At 73.4% G+C, this 16,301-nt stretch carries 13 protein-coding genes; all 13 read right to left on the bottom strand.

Annotation, left to right across the window (positions count from 1 at the left end):
- Positions 1 to 18 precede the first annotated feature (18 nt).
- The 13 genes from der to ACNAW0_RS25460 all read right to left on the bottom strand — a co-directional run bounded on the left by der (position 19) and on the right by ACNAW0_RS25460 (position 16,258).
- The gene (gene der / locus ACNAW0_RS25520; RefSeq protein WP_416290548.1) at positions 19 to 1,425 is read right to left on the bottom strand and encodes a ribosome biogenesis GTPase Der; all 1,407 of its coding nucleotides are present in this window, start codon (positions 1,423 to 1,425) and stop codon (positions 19 to 21) included.
- Positions 1,422 to 2,102: a (d)CMP kinase gene (gene cmk / locus ACNAW0_RS25515; RefSeq protein WP_416290547.1), complete on the bottom strand. Its 681-nt coding sequence runs from the start codon at positions 2,100 to 2,102 to the stop codon at positions 1,422 to 1,424. Before cmk ends, der begins: the two co-directional genes overlap by 4 nt.
- A 233-nt stretch (positions 2,103 to 2,335) precedes the next feature.
- Entirely contained in the window at positions 2,336 to 3,106 is a 771-nt protein-coding gene (locus ACNAW0_RS25510) for a pseudouridine synthase (protein WP_416290546.1), read from the bottom strand.
- Positions 3,093 to 3,878, bottom strand: a complete 786-nt coding sequence (scpB, locus tag ACNAW0_RS25505) for an SMC-Scp complex subunit ScpB (RefSeq protein ID WP_416290562.1) — start codon at positions 3,876 to 3,878, stop codon at positions 3,093 to 3,095. The genes ACNAW0_RS25510 and scpB overlap by 14 nt, the downstream gene beginning before the upstream one ends.
- 313 nt (positions 3,879 to 4,191) lie before the next feature.
- The gene (locus ACNAW0_RS25500) at positions 4,192 to 5,226 is read right to left on the bottom strand and encodes a segregation and condensation protein A (protein WP_416290544.1); all 1,035 of its coding nucleotides are present in this window, start codon (positions 5,224 to 5,226) and stop codon (positions 4,192 to 4,194) included.
- Positions 5,227 to 5,267: 41 nt separating this feature from the next.
- Complete coding sequence (locus ACNAW0_RS25495; protein ID WP_416290543.1) at positions 5,268 to 6,191, bottom strand: ParA family protein; 924 nt, start codon at positions 6,189 to 6,191, stop codon at positions 5,268 to 5,270.
- Positions 6,192 to 6,382: 191 nt separating this feature from the next.
- A complete protein-coding gene (locus ACNAW0_RS25490; protein ID WP_416290542.1) occupies positions 6,383 to 7,363 on the bottom strand; it encodes a site-specific tyrosine recombinase XerD in 981 nt (326 codons plus the stop codon).
- A gap of 8 nt (positions 7,364 to 7,371) precedes the next feature.
- Entirely contained in the window at positions 7,372 to 8,487 is a 1,116-nt protein-coding gene (gene ald / locus ACNAW0_RS25485) for an alanine dehydrogenase (protein ID WP_416290541.1), read from the bottom strand.
- Positions 8,488 to 8,764: 277 nt separating this feature from the next.
- A complete protein-coding gene (locus ACNAW0_RS25480; RefSeq protein ID WP_416290540.1) occupies positions 8,765 to 9,370 on the bottom strand; it encodes an NUDIX domain-containing protein in 606 nt (201 codons plus the stop codon).
- A gap of 76 nt (positions 9,371 to 9,446) precedes the next feature.
- The gene (locus tag ACNAW0_RS25475) at positions 9,447 to 11,204 is read right to left on the bottom strand and encodes a CTP synthase (protein WP_416290539.1); all 1,758 of its coding nucleotides are present in this window, start codon (positions 11,202 to 11,204) and stop codon (positions 9,447 to 9,449) included.
- Between the two features lie 152 nt (positions 11,205 to 11,356).
- Positions 11,357 to 13,807, bottom strand: a complete 2,451-nt coding sequence (locus tag ACNAW0_RS25470; RefSeq protein ID WP_416290538.1) for a hypothetical protein — start codon at positions 13,805 to 13,807, stop codon at positions 11,357 to 11,359.
- A 41-nt stretch (positions 13,808 to 13,848) separates the two neighbouring features.
- On the bottom strand, positions 13,849 to 15,066 hold the full coding sequence (locus tag ACNAW0_RS25465) for an RNA-guided endonuclease InsQ/TnpB family protein (protein ID WP_416290537.1): 1,218 nt from the start codon (positions 15,064 to 15,066) through the stop codon (positions 13,849 to 13,851).
- A 58-nt stretch (positions 15,067 to 15,124) separates the two neighbouring features.
- Positions 15,125 to 16,258 (bottom strand): glycosyltransferase family 4 protein, encoded by a 1,134-nt coding sequence (locus ACNAW0_RS25460; protein WP_416290536.1) that lies wholly within the window; start codon positions 16,256 to 16,258, stop codon positions 15,125 to 15,127.
- Positions 16,259 to 16,301 lie beyond the last annotated feature (43 nt).

Genomic DNA, 16,301 nt, shown 5'->3' with positions numbered 1-16,301 from the left:
ACCCGGTTGGCGGCAGGATCAGCCGTGGGCCTTGCCGCGCCCGCCGGGGCCGACCTTCTTGCGCGGGCGTACCGAAATCTCGATCGGGCTGCCCTCGAAGCCGAACTCCTCGCGGAGCTTGCGCTCAACGAAGCGCTGGTAGCCGGCGTCCAGCGGGCCGGTGGTGAACAGTACGAAGCGCGGTGGGGCCACCCCGGCCTGGGTGGCGAAGAGGATGCGCGGTGCCCGACCGCCGCGCACGGGGTGCGGGGTGGCCTGGACCAGGGCGGTGAGCCACTGGTTGAGCTGCGCGGTCGGTACCCGGGTCTCCCAGCTCGCCAGGGCCCGGCGCAGGGCCGGGGCGAGCTTGTCGACCGCCCGGCCGGTCTTCGCCGACAGGTTGAGCCGGATCGCCCAGGGGATGCGCCGCAGTTCCCGGTCGATCTCCTTGTCCAGGTAGTAGCGGCGCTCGGCGTCGACCAGGTCCCACTTGTTGAACGCGATGACCAGGGCCCGGCCGGCCTCCACGACCATGGAGAGGATTCGCTGGTCCTGCTCGCTGATCACCTCGCCGGCGTCGAGCAGCACCACCGCCACCTCGGCCGCCTCGATCGCGGAGGCGGTGCGCAGGCTGGCGTAGTACTCGGTGCCGCTGGCCTTGCCGACCCGCTTGCGCAGTCCGGCGGTGTCCACCAGCTGCCAGGTCTCCCCGCCGATCTCCACCAGGCTGTCGACCGGGTCGACGGTCGTGCCGGCGACCGAGTCGACCACCGCCCGCTCCTCCCCGGAGAAGCGGTTGAGCAGGCTGGACTTGCCGACGTTGGGCCGGCCCACCAGGGCCACCCGGCGCGGGCCGCGCGGGCGATGCTCCACCACCTTCGGCGCCTCGGGCAACGCGTCCATGATGGCGTCGAGCAGGTCGCCGGAGCCGCGGCCGTGCAGCGCGGAGACCGGGTACGGCTCACCGAGGCCGAGCGACCAGAGCGCGGTCGCCTCCATCTCGATGGCGGTGTTGTCGGTCTTGTTGGCCACCAGGATCACCGGCTTGGCGCTGCGGCGCAGCATCTTCACCGCGGCCTCGTCCACATCGGTCGAGCCGACCATCGCGTCGACCACGAAGAGCACCACGTCGGCGGTGGTGATCGCCGCCTCGGCCTGCGCGGCGATCGCCGCGGCCCGGTCCTTCGCGTCGGGCTCCCAGCCGCCGGTGTCCACCACGGTGAACGCCCGCCCGTTCCACTGCGCGTCGTACGGGACCCGGTCGCGGGTCACCCCAGGGATGTCCTCGACGACCGCCTGCCGGCGGCCGATGATCCGGTTGACCAGCGTCGACTTGCCCACGTTGGGGCGGCCCACCACGGCCACCACGGGCTGTGGGCCGGCCCACTCCCCGGCGTCGAGCTCCGGATCGCGCAGCTCGACCCAGCCCTCAAGTTCCTCGGTCACGCCACGCCCCGCTCGGTGAGCAGGTCGCGCAGCCGGGCGACGACCTCGTCGATGCCCAGCTCGGTGGTGTCCAGCACGACCGCGTCCTGGGCCTGCTGGAGCGGGTTGACCTTGCGGGTCGAGTCGAGCTTGTCGCGGCGGGCCAGGTCGACGGCGGTCGCGGCGACGTCGCTGGCGTCCTCGGCGCTGCGCCGCTGGGCGCGGGCCGCATCCGAGGCGGTCAGGTAGACCTTCAGGTCCGCGTCCGGGGCCACCACCGAGCCGATGTCGCGGCCCTCCACCACGATCCGGCCGGCGTTGGCGATCATCTGCCGCTGCCGGGCGACCAGCAGCTCGCGTACGGCCGGCACGGCGGCCACGGCGGAGACGGCGCCGGTCACCTCGGGACCCCGGATCTCCTTGGCCACGTCGACGCCGTCAGCGACCACGCCGTACCCCTCGGGGTCGGTGCCGATGCGCAGGTCGACGTCACCGGCGACCTTGGCCACCGACTCGGTGTCGGTCAGGTCGACGCCGGAGCGCAGCACCGCCCAGGTGAGCGCCCGGTACATCGCGCCGGTGTCGAGGTAACGGGCGCCGATGCGGACGGCGAGCCGCCGCGAGACGGTGGACTTGCCCGAACCGGATGGCCCGTCCACCGCGACCACGCACCGCCCGGTCCGTTCGTTCTCCCCCACCGTGTTCCTCCTCAGCCCGTGCCTCGCGGGTCGCCGGTGTCTCCGGCGCCGTTGAGCGGTTGTCCCTCGTCCATGATGCCCGCGGTCTTGGCGGGTTCGCTTGGCGACGTCGCCGGGCGCGACCCGCGACACCCATGACCGCCCCGACAAGTACGCGTCTGATGCCGCGCCACAACCCGGCGCCGTCGCCGACCGCGAGGAAGCCTACCGGGCCCCGTACCCGGAACGGCCAATCAGTCACCCACCGCCTTGAACAGGGCGGCGACCTCGGCGTTGGTGAGCCGCCGGGTCCGCCCGGCGCGCAGGTCACCCAGGCGGATCGGCCCGATCGAGGTACGCACCAGGCGGCTCACCGGATGCCCGACCTCGGCCAGCAGGCGCCGGACGATGTGCTTGCGCCCTTCGTGCAGGGAAAGCTCCACCTGGGCGGTCTTGCCCAGGGTGCCCACCACCCGGAACGCGTCGACCCGCACCGGGCCGTCCTCCAGTTCCACCCCGGCGGCCAGCCGCTTGCCCAGGTTGCGCGGGATCGGCCCGGCCACCTCGCAGAGGTAGGTCTTCGACACCCCGTACGACGGGTGCATGAGCCGGTGGGCGAGGGTTCCATCATTGGTGAGCAGCAGCAGGCCCTCGCTGTCCGCGTCGAGCCGCCCGACGTGGTAGACCCGCTGCTCCACACGGTTGCCGAGGAAGTCCGAAAGCGCCGCGCGCCCCTTCTCGTCCGCCATGGTGGAGACAACGCCGCGGGGCTTGTTCATGGCCAGGTAGACCAGGCGGGTGTCGGCCTGCAGCCGCTCACCGTCGACGTGGATGACGTCCCGGGTCGGGTCGGCCTTGTCGCCGAGCTGGGCGACCCGACCGTTGACGGTGACCCGGCGCCGGAAGATCAGATCCTCGCAGGCGCGCCGCGACCCCACCCCGGCGGCGGCGAGCACCTTCTGCAGGCGCTCGGCATCCTCGTACACGGGGGCGTCGGGCTTCGGGGCACGGTCATCGCGTCGCATCGGCAAACTCTTCTACGTCGTCGGGCAGGAAGGGGGCCAGCGGCGGCAGGTCGTCCACGCAGTTGAGTCCCAGCTTCTCCAGGAACATCGTGGTGGTCCGGTAGAGGAACGCCCCGCTGTCCGGTTCGCTGCCGCACTCCTCGACCAGGCCGCGGGAGACCAGGGTACGGAGCACCCCGTCGCAGTTGACACCCCGGATCGCGGAGATCCGTGACCGGGTCACCGGCTGCTTGTAGGCGACCACGGCCAGGGTTTCCAGCGCGGCCTGGGTGAGCCGTACCAACTGCCCGTCCAGCACGAACCGCTCGACGTAGGTGGCGTATTCCGGGCGGGTGTAGAGACGCCAGCCACCGGCGGCCCGGCGCAGCTCGAAGCCGTGCCCGGCAGCGGTGTAGCCGGCCGCGATGTCGTCGAGCATCGGACCGATCCGTTCCGGGGACTGCTCCAGCACCTGGGCCAGGGCCAGTTCGCTGACCGGCTGGTCCACCACCAGCAGGATCGCCTCCAGCGCCCCGCGCAGCTCGGCGTCGCTCAACTCGGGCGCCGGCTCCGCCGCCGGCGACGCCCGCCGCCGCCCCGCCGGCTGCTTCGGGGGTACGCCCGCAGCGCCGCCCTCCCCCGCCGGCAGGTCGCCGGCCGGGGCGTCGAGATGGGCGAGCTGATCGATGGCCGGGACGGGCGCGCTCGGCTCCTCCGGTCGACCGGCCGCGGTGCTTCCCGGCATCGGATCTTGGAGAGTTGTCGTTCCTGGCGAGCGGTAACTCTCCAAGATCGCCGACTTCTCGCGCCCGGTGGCCGCCTCGGCGGTCCCGGGGGCAGGGGCCTGCTCGGCATCGGAGCCGGCGGGCTCGGCGGACGCCGGCTCAGCGGAGGGCGACTCGGCGGCCAGCTCGGCAGCGACGCGCTCGGCGGAGGGCAGCTCGGTGGCCGGCTCGGCAGCGGCGGGCTCGGCGGAGGGCGGCTCGGCGGGCGGCTCGGGCTCCGCGTCGGCGGGAAGCTTCGGCGTGGTGGGGCGCTCCCACGGGGGGATCCAGGCAGCGGCCTGGTCGGCCAGGGAGTCGCGGCGCTCCTCGTCGCTCATCGGATCACTCCTGCGTCGGTGCGGGCTCGTCCGCCGCCCCGACAGGCGGGGCGTCGGCCGCCTGGGCGGGCGGGGCGTCGGCCGCCTGGGCGGGCGGGGCGTCGGCCGCTGGGGCAGGCGGGGCGTCGGCCGCTGGGGCGGGTAGGGCGGCCGGCTCCGGGGAACCGGCGTACTCGTCGATGGTCAGCTCGGTGTCGCCCTCGGCGGGGCCGGTCCACCGGACGGTCAGCTCCTCCAGGGCCTGCTCCTGCACGAAGGCGACCAGCCCCTGCCGATAGAGCTCCAGCAGGGCGAGGAAGCGGGCCACCACCTCCAGGGTGATCTCGCAGTCGGCGCAGAGCAGCGAGAACGTGGCCGTGCCGGCACGGCGCAATCGCCCGGAGATGATCTCGGCGTGCTCCCGGACACTGACCCGGACCATGTGCACGTGCGCGATGGACACCTCGGGCACCGGCTTCGGGGTCATCGCCTTCAGTGCCAGCTTGAGCAGCCGCTCCGGGCCGATGCCGAGCACCAGGTCGGGCAGTGCCTCGGCGTACCGGGGTTCCAGGGTGACCGCCCGGGGGTAGCGCCGGCCGCCGACCGCCTCCAGCTCGGCCAGGTGCGCCGCCGCCTCCTTGTACGCCTTGTACTGCAGCAGCCGGGCGAAGAGCAGGTCCCGGGCCTCCAGCAGGGCGAGATCCTCCTCGTCCTCCACCTCGGCGGCGGGCAGCAACCGGGCCGCCTTCAGGTCGAGCAGGGTGGCGGCGATCAGCAGGAACTCGCTGGTCTCGTCGAGGTCCCACCGGTCGCCCATGGCCCGGATGTACGCGATGAACTCGTCGGTGACCTTGTGCAGGGCCACCTCGGTGACATCGAGCTTGTGTTTGCTGATGAGCTGCAGCAGCAGGTCGAACGGGCCGGTGAAATTGTCCAGCCGCACGGTGAACTTGCCGGATTCTTCGGCCGGTACGACGCCGTCGACCACGGCCGGCTCGGCGGTCGCCGAGTCGGCGGCGCCGCGCGGGGCGGCGGGCGGGTCGAGGGGCGGTGCGGTCACCGGAAAACCGTAGTCCACGGCCCGAACCCCCGGCGTGCGGCCTACCGCTCCGCCTGGGCGGCGATCACCTCACGGGCGAGCTGGCGGTAGTTGCGGGCGCCGGAGGAGGCCGGATCGAGAGTGGTGATCGGGGCACCGGCAACGGTCGACTCGGGGAACTTCACGGTCTTGGTGATCACGGTCTGGTAGACCTTGTCGCCGAACGCCTCCACCACCCGCTGCAGCACCTGCCGGCAGTGGGTGGTGCGGCTGTCGTACATGGTGGCGAGGATGCCCTCGAGCTCCAGGTCGAAGTTGAGCCGCTCGCGCACCTTGTCGATGGTGTCCAGCAGCAGCGCGACGCCGCGCAGGCTGAAGAACTCGCACTCCAACGGAATGAGCACGCCGTGCGCCACGGTCAGCGCGTTGATCGCCAGGAGGCCCAACGAGGGCTGGCAGTCGATCAGGATGAAGTCATACTCCTTGCGGACCGACTTGAGCACCCGGGCCAGGGCCATCTCCCGGGCCACCTCGTTGACCAGCTGGATCTCGGCGGCGGAGAGGTCGATGTTGGCGGGGAGCAGGTGCAGCCCGGCCACGTCCGTCTTGATCAGCACGTCGTCGGCGGTGACGTCGTCCTGCATGAGCAGGTTGTAGACCGACAGGTCGAGGTTGTGCGGGTTGACGCCGAGGCCGACGGAGAGCGCACCCTGCGGGTCGAAGTCGACCAGCAGCACCTTGCGGCCGTACTCGGCCAGCGCGGCACCCAGGTTGATGGTGGTGGTGGTCTTGCCGACGCCACCCTTCTGGTTGGCCATCGCGATGATCCGCGCCGGGCCGTGGCGGTCGGTCGGCATCGGCTCCGGAATCGGCTTGCGCATCGTGTACGCGGCCGGGTCGGCCGGGCCGAGGTCGGCGCCGAGCGACGCCTGCTGCTCACGGAGCTCCGACGTCCAGGTCTCGGCACGGTCCTCGTTGCCAGCCATGTCCTCGTTGCCCCCTCCCGACGACCACCCGGCGTCGGAGCCGTCCGACGTCCCTCGCGGCGCCGCTGCGTACCCCCGGTTCGTCGCCGATGAGGTCCACGCCGATGCCGACTGTACGCCACACGCCAGCAGCGCGTTCGGCACCGGGTCGGCGTGTCGGACCACCGGCCGACGGGATGGGTCCGAAGAGGTCAGCCGCGGGCCCGCGGGTGGGCGGTCGCGTACACCTCACGCAGCCGTTCCACAGTGACCAAGGTGTAGATCTGGGTGGTGGTCACCGAGGCGTGGCCGAGCAGTTCCTGCACCACCCGGACGTCTGCGCCGCCGTCGAGCAGGTGGGTGGCGTACGAGTGGCGCAGGGTGTGCGGGGAGACCGCGTCGGGGCCGGCGACCGGCAGACGGGCCCGCTCGGCGGCGCCGCGCAGGACGGTCCAGGCGCCCTGCCGGGTCAGCGGGCCGCCGCGGACGTTGACGAAGACCGCCGGGGTGCCCCGACCGGCGGCGAGCAGCGCCGGACGGCCCCGGACCAGCCAGGCGCGCAGGGCCTCGACCGCGTAGCCGCCGACCGGAACGAGGCGGTTCCGCCCACCCTTGCCGCGCAGCAGCACGGTCCCCTCGTCCACGTCCAGGTCGTCCACCACCGCGCCGACCGCCTCGGAGATGCGCGCACCGGTGCCGTACAGGAACTCCAGCAGCGCCCGGTCGCGCAGCGCGCGGGGCGCCGCGTCGCCGGTGGCGGCGACCGGGCCGGCGACCTCCAGCAGCCGGACCACGTCGTCGACCGGCAGCGCCCGGGGCAGCCGGCGCGGCGGGGTGGGTGGGCGGACATCGCGGCTGGGGTCGACGCCGACCAGCCCCTCGCGCAGCGCGAAGCGGTGCAGCCCCCGGACGGCGCTGGCGGCGCGGGCCGCCGACGACACGGCCAGCGGCGGGTGGTCGGCGTCGCCGGCGCGCAGCCGGGCCAGGTGCCCCTCGACCTCGGCGGATCCGACGGCGGCCAGGTCCGCCACCCCGGCCGCGGCCAGGGTGGCGAGGTAACGGTCGAGGTCGCGGCGGTACGAGGCGAGGGTGTTCGCGGAGAGCCCCCGCTCGACGGTGAGATGGTCCAGGTAGCCCCGGACCGCACGGCGCAGGGCCGGCGCGGGTTCCACGCCCGGGCCGACCCCGTCCACTGTGGCGGTCAGCCGAGCACCTCGGCCAGCGGCAGCACGTCCATGCCGTGCGCCTCGGCGACGGGGCCGTAGACGACTCTGCCGGCGTGGGTGTTCAGGCCCAGCGCCAGGGCCGGGTCGTTGCGCAGCGCCTGTTGCCAGCCCTGGTTGGCCAGCTCGAGCGCGTACGGCAGGGTGACGTTGGTCAGCGCGTGGGTGCTGGTGTTCGGCACCGCCCCGGGCATGTTCGCCACACAGTAGAAGATCGACTCGTGCACCCGGTAGACCGGGTCGGCGTGCGTGGTCGGGCGCGAGTCCTCGAAACAGCCACCCTGGTCGATGGCGATGTCGACCAGTACGCTGCCCGGCTTCATCCGGGAGACCAGCTCGTTGGAGACCAGCTTCGGCGCCTTCGCGCCCGGCACCAGCACCGCGCCGATGACCAGGTCCGCGTCGAGCACGGCCCGCTCGATCTCGTACGCGTTGGAGGCGACCGTCTGCAGGTGGCCACGGTAGATGGCGTCGGCCTGACGCAGCCGGGCGACGTTCTTGTCCAGCAGCAGCACCTCGGACTGCAGGCCCAGCGCGATGGCGGCGGCGTTCATACCGGCGACGCCGGCGCCGATGACCACCGTCTTGGCCGCGTAGACGCCGGAGACGCCACCAGGCAGCACGCCGCGTCCGCCGCCGGTACGCATCATGTAGAAGGCGCCCACCTGCGGGGCGAGCCGGCCGGCCACCTCTGACATCGGGGCGAGCAGCGGCAGCGAACGGTCGGGCAGCTCGACGGTCTCGTACGCGATTCCGGTGACCCTGCGCTCGAGCAGCGCGTCGGTGCACTCCCGGGAGGCGGCCAGGTGCAGGTAGGTGAAGAGCACCTGCCCCTCGCGCATCCGGTGGTACTCCTCGGCGACCGGCTCCTTGACCTTGAGCACCAGCTCGGCGGCCCCCCAGACCTCGTCCGCGCTGGCAAGGATCTTCGCGCCGGCGGCGGCGTACTCGTCGTCGGTGATGCTGGAGCCGACACCCGCGCCGGACTCGACGAAGACCTCGTGGCCGTGGCGGGTGAACTCGTTGACGCCCGCGGGCGTGATCGCCACCCGGTACTCGTGGTTCTTGACCTCGCGGGGGATTCCGACCTTCACGATGCAGACACCTTCTTCCGGGGCTGCTCACCCTCGACTGCGGCGCCGCGGCGGCTCCTTCGCCGACACGGTCCACCGGTCCCGCCGGCGGCAGTCTAGGCGCGTGGGACCTCGTTGGCGGCCAGCACAGTGACATCCGGTGCCCGGTCGTTCTGACGATGTGTCAGGCATCGATCGATCCGGCGGCGGAAAGGCATCCGGTGAAGGGGCTGTTCGTTGTACGACGGAACGGGCCGCCGGGTGACGGGCACGGCCCCTTCCGTCGTCGTGGCCGCGCTCAGCGGGGCAGCGGCGCCTCCGGCCGGCGCAGCTCGGCGAAGCCGGACGCCCGGGCCCGGGCGGCGGCGAGCAGCCCGGCCACACAGGCCGCGTTGGTGATCTCACCGGCCAGCACCATCCCGACCGCCTCGTCCAGGTCGACCCGAACCACCTGCAGGTCGGCCTCCTCGTCGCGCCGGTCGTGCCGCTGCTCGGCGGGCACGTCGGCGAGGTCGCGGGCCAGGAAGACCCGGACCACCTCGTCGGAGAAGCCCGGCGAGCTGTGCAGGTCGACCAGTACGTCGATGACGCCGGCGGTCAGGTCGGCCTCCTCGGCCAGTTCCCGCGCCGCGGCGGCGGCCAGGTCCTCACCGTCGACGTCCATCAGCCCGGCCGGCAGCTCCCACAGGTGCCGGCCGACCGGGTGCCGGTACTGCCGGATCAGCACCACCTGCCCCGCGTCGTCCAGCGCCACCACGGCCACCGCGCCCACGTGCCGGACGTAGTCGCGGCAGGCGGTGCCGCCGCCGGGCATGGTCACGTCGTCACTGACCACCGAGAAGATCCGGCCGGACCAGATCTCCCGGTGGCCGGTCACCTCGTACCGATGCTCGACCCCGCTCACGCCGCCGCCTCGTTCCACTCGGCGGCGGCGCGAGGCGCCCCGCTACTGAGCCAAATGGTTCGCTCGCTCCGCTCGCTCACGACGCGGACGCTGCCTTCGTCGCGGCGGCGGCGCCGTTGCGGCTCGCCTTCGCGGCCGCAGCCTCCGGCGGCGCGGTCGCCAGGTCGACCGGGAGCTGGTCTGCCTGGGAGTACGCGACGGCGGCCTTGACGAACGCGGCGAACAGCGGATGGGGCCGGGTCGGCCGGCTCTTCAGCTCGGGGTGCGCCTGGGTGGCCACGAAGAACGGGTGCAGCTTCCGGTCCAGCTCGATGAACTCGACCAGCCGGCCGTCCGGCGAGGTGCCCGAGATGCGCAGCCCTGCCTTGGTGAGCTGGTCGCGGTAGGCGTTGTTCACCTCGTACCGGTGCCGGTGCCGCTCGCTGACCTCGGTGCTGCCGTACGCCTCGGCGACCAGGGAGCCCTCGGCCAGCTTCGCCGGGTACGCCCCGAGCCGCATGGTGCCACCCAGGTCGCCCTTGCCGGCGACGATGTCCTCCTGGTCGGCCATCGTGGCGATGACCGGGTGCTTGGCCTCCTCGTCGAACTCCAGCGAGTTCGCCCCGTCGAGGCCGGCCAGGTGGCGGGCCACCTCGATGGTCATGCACTGCAGGCCGAGGCAGAGGCCGAGCAGCGGGATGCCGTTCTCCCGCGCGTACCGGGTGGTGCCGATCTTGCCCTCGATGCCACGTACGCCGAAACCGCCCGGGATGACGATGCCGTCCACGCCGGCCAGGGCGGCCGCCGCGCCGGCCGGGGTGACGCAGTCGTCGCTGGGCACCCAGCGCAGCTGCACCCGGGCCCGGTGGCCGAAGCCGGCGGCCCGGATCGCCTCGCTCACCGACAGGTACGCGTCGGGCAGGTCGACGTACTTGCCGACCAGCGCCACGGTCACCGTGTGGCGCGGCTGGTGCACCCGGTCCAGCAGGTCGTCCCACCGGGACCAGTCGACGTCCCGGAACGAGACGCCGAGCCGGCGCACCACGTACGCGTCGAGGCCCTCGCGGTGCAGCACCTTCGGGATGTCGTAGATGCTCGGCGCGTCCGGGGCGGCGGTGACCGCCTCCCGGTCCACGTCGCAGTAGAGGGAGAGCTTCTCCTTGACCTTGTCCGGGATCTCCCGGTCGCAGCGCAGTACCAGGGCGTCCGGCTGGATGCCGATGCTGCGCAGCTGCGCCACCGAGTGCTGGGTCGGCTTGGTCTTCAGCTCACCGGACGGCGCCAGGTACGGCACCAGCGAGACGTGCAGGTAAAAGCAGTTGTCCCGGCCCAGGTCGTGGCGGACCTGGCGGATCGCCTCCAGGAACGGCAGCGACTCGATGTCGCCGACCGTGCCGCCGACCTCGGTGATCACGATGTCGGGCACCTGGCCCTCGGCGTCCGGCTCGCCCATGCCGAGGATCCGCGACTTGATCTCGTTGGTGATGTGCGGGATGACCTGGACGGTGTCGCCGAGGTACTCGCCGCGCCGCTCCTTGGCGATCACGGCCGAGTAGATCTGCCCGGTGGTGACGTTCGCCTTGCCGGACAGGTACCGGTCCAGGAACCGCTCGTAGTGGCCGACGTCGAGGTCGGTCTCGGCGCCGTCCTCGGTGACGAAGACCTCGCCGTGCTGGAACGGGTTCATCGTCCCTGGGTCGACGTTGAGGTACGGGTCGAGCTTCTGCATCACCACCCGCAGCCCCCGCGCGGTCAGCAGGTTGCCGAGGCTGGAGGCGGTGAGGCCCTTACCCAGCGAGGAGGCGACGCCCCCGGTGACGAAAATGTGCCTGGTCGTCCGTGCTGAAGGGGCCAAGGCCTGCTCCCGTGTCGTCCGTAGCGGTCGTGCGAACCGCCGTGCCGATCACCGAAGTGATCACGCGATCCACGGGATTCCACGGTAACACCTTCCCCGCCCCGGGCCGGCCTCGCACCCGCCGTCGACGCACGTGAAACCGGGGTCCGCCCTCAGATGGTGGGCATTTCGGCCCCCGCCGGGGCGCCCTGGACGGGCACCCGCACCGGCCGGCCGGCGGTCCCGGGCTCGGCGGTGGCCGCTTTCGGCCGGCCCCTCCTGTCCCCGTCGTCGGCTGCCGTCGTGCCGGCCTCGGCACCGGACAGGCCGGTGCCGCTGGCCTCCGCTCCGGAGAAGCCGGCGCCTCCGGCCTCCGTGTTGGAGAAGCCGGCGCCGGCGGCCGGCCGGCCGGCGATCCGCGAATCAGCGGAACCGGGCGCCGGACCGCCACCCGGGCAGGCCCCGCCGCCGCTCGGTCCGCCCGCCGCACCCGGGCCGGCCTCGACGCCGGGACGCCCACCGGGCTGGGTGCGGTCGGTGGCATGGTCGAGCACCCGCAGTGCGGCGAGCGCCGCCATCGGCACCACGAGGGCTCCCGCCGCCCCGGCCACGTCCAGCGCCACGCCGCCCAGCACCCCGCCGATACCGGCGGCCACCGCGGTGCCGGCCATCGCGGCCCGGATCGTCGGATAGATGCCGAACAGCCGCATCAGGCCGCCCCACGGGCGGAGCAGGGCGAACCAGACCAGCGCCGCGCCGGCCAGGGCCAGGACGGTGAGTGGGCTGTTGAACACGGTCTCGATGTTGGCGCTGCTCGCCCGGTGCACGGTGAGCCCGCCGGTGCCCTCGCCCAACGCGGCGAGGAACCGCCCCACGCTGCCCCGCTGGGCCTCCGACCGGCCCAGGTCGATCATGGCGAAGCCGATGGTGACCGCCAGCCCGGCCATGGTGGCCCAGGCCAGCCGGCTCATGGTCAGCCAGCCGCCGGCGCAGATCGCGGCAGCGACGCTCACCCCGGCGGTGAGCGCGATCGCACCGGTCGAGTCCGCCCCCAGATAGGGGCTGCCCACCACCACCACGGCGGCACCGCCGACCGCCACCATGACCAGGGGACGCCAGGCCCGGGGTACCCGCTGCGCCAGCCAGCCGCCGCAGAGCAGCGCGCCGGCGATGAACACGCCCAGGCCGACGGTGCCGAGGCCGGCGTACCGGCCACCGTCCAGGGCGGAGTAGCCGATCACGCCGTTGAGCTGCAACCGGGAGCCGGTGAGCACGTCCACGCCGACCACCAGGGTGGCCAGCCCGGCCACCGCGCCGAGCGGGCCGAGGGTACGGTCGTGGCCGGGGCTGAACCGGACGGCGGCGGTGCCCCCCACGATCAGCAGGACGATCACCACCGCGAACCACCAGCCGGCGTGCTGCCCCCGCCACCAGGGAGCACCGTCGGCGAGCAGGGCGGCCGGCACGGCGAGCGCCGCGGCGATCAGCAGCAGTTCCACCGCCCGCACCACTCGCCGGGACACCGGCTCCGGCCCGTGCGGGCCGGCGTGCCGGCGGGCCCGGCGCAGCAGCGGCAGGACCGCCACGGCGAGGGCCACCTGGGCGACGGCGAGCAGGGTGAAGAACCAGCCGGCGACCGGGTGACGGGCGCGGGCCTCCCGGTCCGCGTCAGCCGGCCCGGCGATCGCGGCACGTAGGTCGGCCGGACGGCCACCGACCGGCACCGCGGCGCGGCCGAGGAAGAGCCGCTCCGGCATCGGGCGGCCCAGCGCGGCGAGGGCGGTGGGAGCCAGGTCCGCCAGTTGCAGGTAGCCCCGGCGAGCGGTGCTCGGCGAGGTCAGCCAGCCCCGTTCCCAGCCCGGACCGTTGGCGACCGCCACGTGCAGCCGGGACACGTCGGTGTCGGAGACGCCGGCGACCATGACCAGCGAGCGGGATGGCCGAGCGGCGAGCACCCGGGCGAGCCGGGCGTCGACCTGCCGGGCCTCAGCCGCCCGGACCGCAGGGTCCGCGCCGTCGACGGTGCCCAGGTCGACGATGCTCAGCACGCAGGAACCGAGCAGACCGGCCGGATCGGCGGGCAGGTTCGGCGCGTACCGGTCCACCCGGCCGAACGGGCGGGCGGCGGCCACCGCCGCACCCGGCCCCACCGCCACCGAACAGCGTACGGACTCCGACAGCGCGCCGGGCGTCGCGCCCCAGGCGAGCTTGTCCTGGTTGTACGCGACGACGCTCTCCTGATCGGGCAGGTGGGCACCGATCCCGTCGGGCTGCTCGACGGCCACCCCGGCCGCCGGGCAGCCCCCGGCCGGGCGGCTGCCGGTCCGGGCGGCGAAGTTGCCGGCGCCGAGGGTGAGCCAGCCGTCGACCGGGCAGGTCGGCCGGTGCGCGGAGCGTACCGAGAGGGAACCGATGGACCCCTCCTCGGCCATCCGCCACAGCGTCGGGGTGGTCTCCGGGTCCACGTCGTCCCAACGCAGCCCGGCCACCCCGGTTAGCACCACGAAGTCGGCGCTGCGGTCGGGGTCGCCGTTGTCTGGGCGGGCGGCCAGCGCGGTGATGCCGAGCGCCACCACGACCAGGGTCAGCAGGACCGGGGTCAGCCTGCGCAGCTTGACTTCCACCCTACGCCTGAAGGCGTGGGATTCCCGTGGCTGATCGGCGTTCACGCTGCGACCAGTTCGGGTGGTTGGCGCTTCACGGACCGCCCAACGGCGAGGTCTCCACGCCCTGTTACCGCCAGCCCGGCGGCGAGTATTTTCTTGGCCGCGTTCACGTCGGCGTGGTCCTGGTGCCCGCAGGCGACGCATCGGAAGACCGCTTGGCTCTCGCGGGACACCGGGGCGACGTGCTTGCAGGCGTGGCAGGTCTGCGACGTGTACGCGGGGTTGACCTTCTCGATCTTTGCCCCGTGGTAGCGGGCGGCATGCTCCAACTTTCGCAGGAACCCACCCCAGCCCTTGGCGAGGATGGCCCGGTTGAGGCCGGCCTTCTGACGCACGTTGCGGCCGGGCTGCTCGACGGTGCCTTTGGCGCTGGCGGTCATGTTCTCGATCGGAAGGCGCTCGACGGCGACCAGGCCGTGGTCGCGGACAAGGTGTACGGCTTCCTGCGTAACAAAGTCGGCCCGCCGGTGCCGGATGCGGGCGTTGAGCCGGCCGATCTCCGCACGCACCGCGTCCCGGCGCTTAGACCCATGGTTACGGCCATGAACCCGCAGCGACCGCGACAGGCGCTGCTGCAACCGCTTAAGCCGGACCGCCTCGCCTGGAGTGGCGAAAGCCCGGTCATCCAGGCCCCCATCGGACCTGGCGATCGCCACGGCCACACCCCGATCCACGCCGACCGGCGGCTTACCGTTCGGAGCCGCCTCAGCGACGCCGTCCTCCACACAGAACGAGATGTACCAGCGCCCACCATCGCGGGAGACCGTGGCGTTGCGGACAGTTCCGCCGAGCGACCGGGTCCATCGGAACCTGACCGGCCCGAACTTCGGCAGCCGGACCTCACCCCACCGGCGACTCAGCCGACGAACCGCGATGTGCTTCGGGTCGGGGAACCGGAACGACGGCGCGGTACGCGCCTTGGACCGCCACCGCACCTTCCACGTCCCATGCGTCTTACACGCCCGGTCCAGGTCCCGCAACGTTTGCTGCAACGTGTGCGACGGAGCGTCGGCCAGCCACGCGCAGTCCGGATCCTTCTTGGCCTCGGCCATCTGCCGGGCCTGCTCGTTGTAGTTGATCCATGCTCCGCGGCGGTGGAACTCGCGGCGCTGTTCCAGCGCGGTGTTCCACACTGCACGGCAGGTCGCGCCAACCGTTTCGGCGTAGGCAGCCTGCTCCGGTGTGAAGGCGAGCAGGTAGCGGCGACCGGTCAGCATTCAATCGCCTTTCTGCTGCTCGACGTATCGCTTAGGGTCCGCGCGCTACGCATCACGATCACCGGTTCCCCGTCGACGGCTCGGGCACCAGCTCGGCGTAGAGCGCGGCCAGGGCGGCCACGGTGTCCGCCTCGGTCGGCCAGGTCGCGGCCCGGGCGGCGCCCCGGCGGGCCAGGTCGGCCCGGCGGGACTCGTCGTCCAGCAGGTCGCGGACCGCCGTGTCGACCGCGTCGACGTCGCCGGCGGAGACCAGCAGCGCAGCGTCGCCGACCAGGTCCGGCAGGCCGCCCACGGCAGTCGCCACCAGCGGTACGCCGGCGCGCATCGCCTCCTGGGCGAACAGTTGCCGGGCCTCCCAGTCGCTGGTCACCACGGCCAGGTCGGCGCCGGCCAGCAGATCGGCCACGTCGGTGCGGTGCCCGAGCAGGGTCACCGGCGCCCGCGCGGTCGAGATCCGCGCGGCGAGCTGGAGGTACGCGGGCCCGCTGCCGGCGATCAGCACCAGCGGCGCCGGAGCTCGCGTACGCCACCGGGCGGCCGCGTCGACCAGGATGTCGTACCGCTTCTGCGGGTGCAGCCGGCCCACGGAGAGGATCAGCGGCCGGTCGGTGGCGATCCCGAACTCGGCCCGGACGGCGGCCCGGCGGCGGCGCGGCGCCGGCAGCGTCGGCGCGGCGACCGGGGCGAGGCGGGCGTCGGACGCGCCGAGCGCGACGGCCCGCTCCACCAGGTCGCTGGAGGCACCCAGCGCCACCCGGGCGGAGCGGGCGACGATCCCCTCGGCGAACCGGGACAGCCGCCCGCGCAGCCCGCCGGCGAGGACGGCGTTGTGCCAGGTGACCACGAGCGGCACGGCCGGCCGGGCGAGGACGGCGACCAGGCCGGCCCGCAACCCGTGCGCGTGCACGACGTCAATCCCGGCGGTGGCGAGCGCCCGACGCAGCGCGGCGACGGCCCGCGTGTCGGCAGGGGTGGGGCTGGCCGGGATCTCCACCGGCGCGAACCGGGCACCCACCCCGGTGAAGTCGAACTGATCCTGGGTGGCGGCCGGGCCGCAGACCAGCACGGACACGCCGACGGCGGTCAGCCCCCGGGCCACCGACCGGATGTGCTGCCCCACCCCACCGGTGCTGGAGCCGAGCACCAGGGCGACCGAGCCGGGCCAGCGCGGCGCCGACGAGGCATCCGTCATTGCCTACCTTCCGTTCGCGACTGCGGGGCTCGCAAAACCGGCT

Source organism: Micromonospora sp. SL1-18 (genome assembly GCF_047921505.1).
Lineage (GTDB): Bacteria > Actinomycetota > Actinomycetes > Mycobacteriales > Micromonosporaceae > Micromonospora.
The sequence above is the reverse complement of the archived record's forward strand: the minus strand, read 5'-3'. Positions and strand labels throughout refer to the sequence as shown.

Bases quoted from the DNA above. Each gene is read 5' to 3' on its own strand.
- ACNAW0_RS25510 (WP_416290546.1), bottom strand. From the start codon at position 3,106: ATGCGACGCGATGACCGTGCCCCGAAGCCCGACGCCCCCGTGTACGAG.
- ACNAW0_RS25495 (WP_416290543.1), bottom strand. From the start codon at position 6,191: ATGGCTGGCAACGAGGACCGTGCCGAGACCTGGACGTCGGAGCTCCGT.
- ACNAW0_RS25465 (WP_416290537.1), bottom strand. From the start codon at position 15,066: ATGCTGACCGGTCGCCGCTACCTGCTCGCCTTCACACCGGAGCAGGCT.
- ACNAW0_RS25460 (WP_416290536.1), bottom strand. From the start codon at position 16,258: ATGACGGATGCCTCGTCGGCGCCGCGCTGGCCCGGCTCGGTCGCCCTG.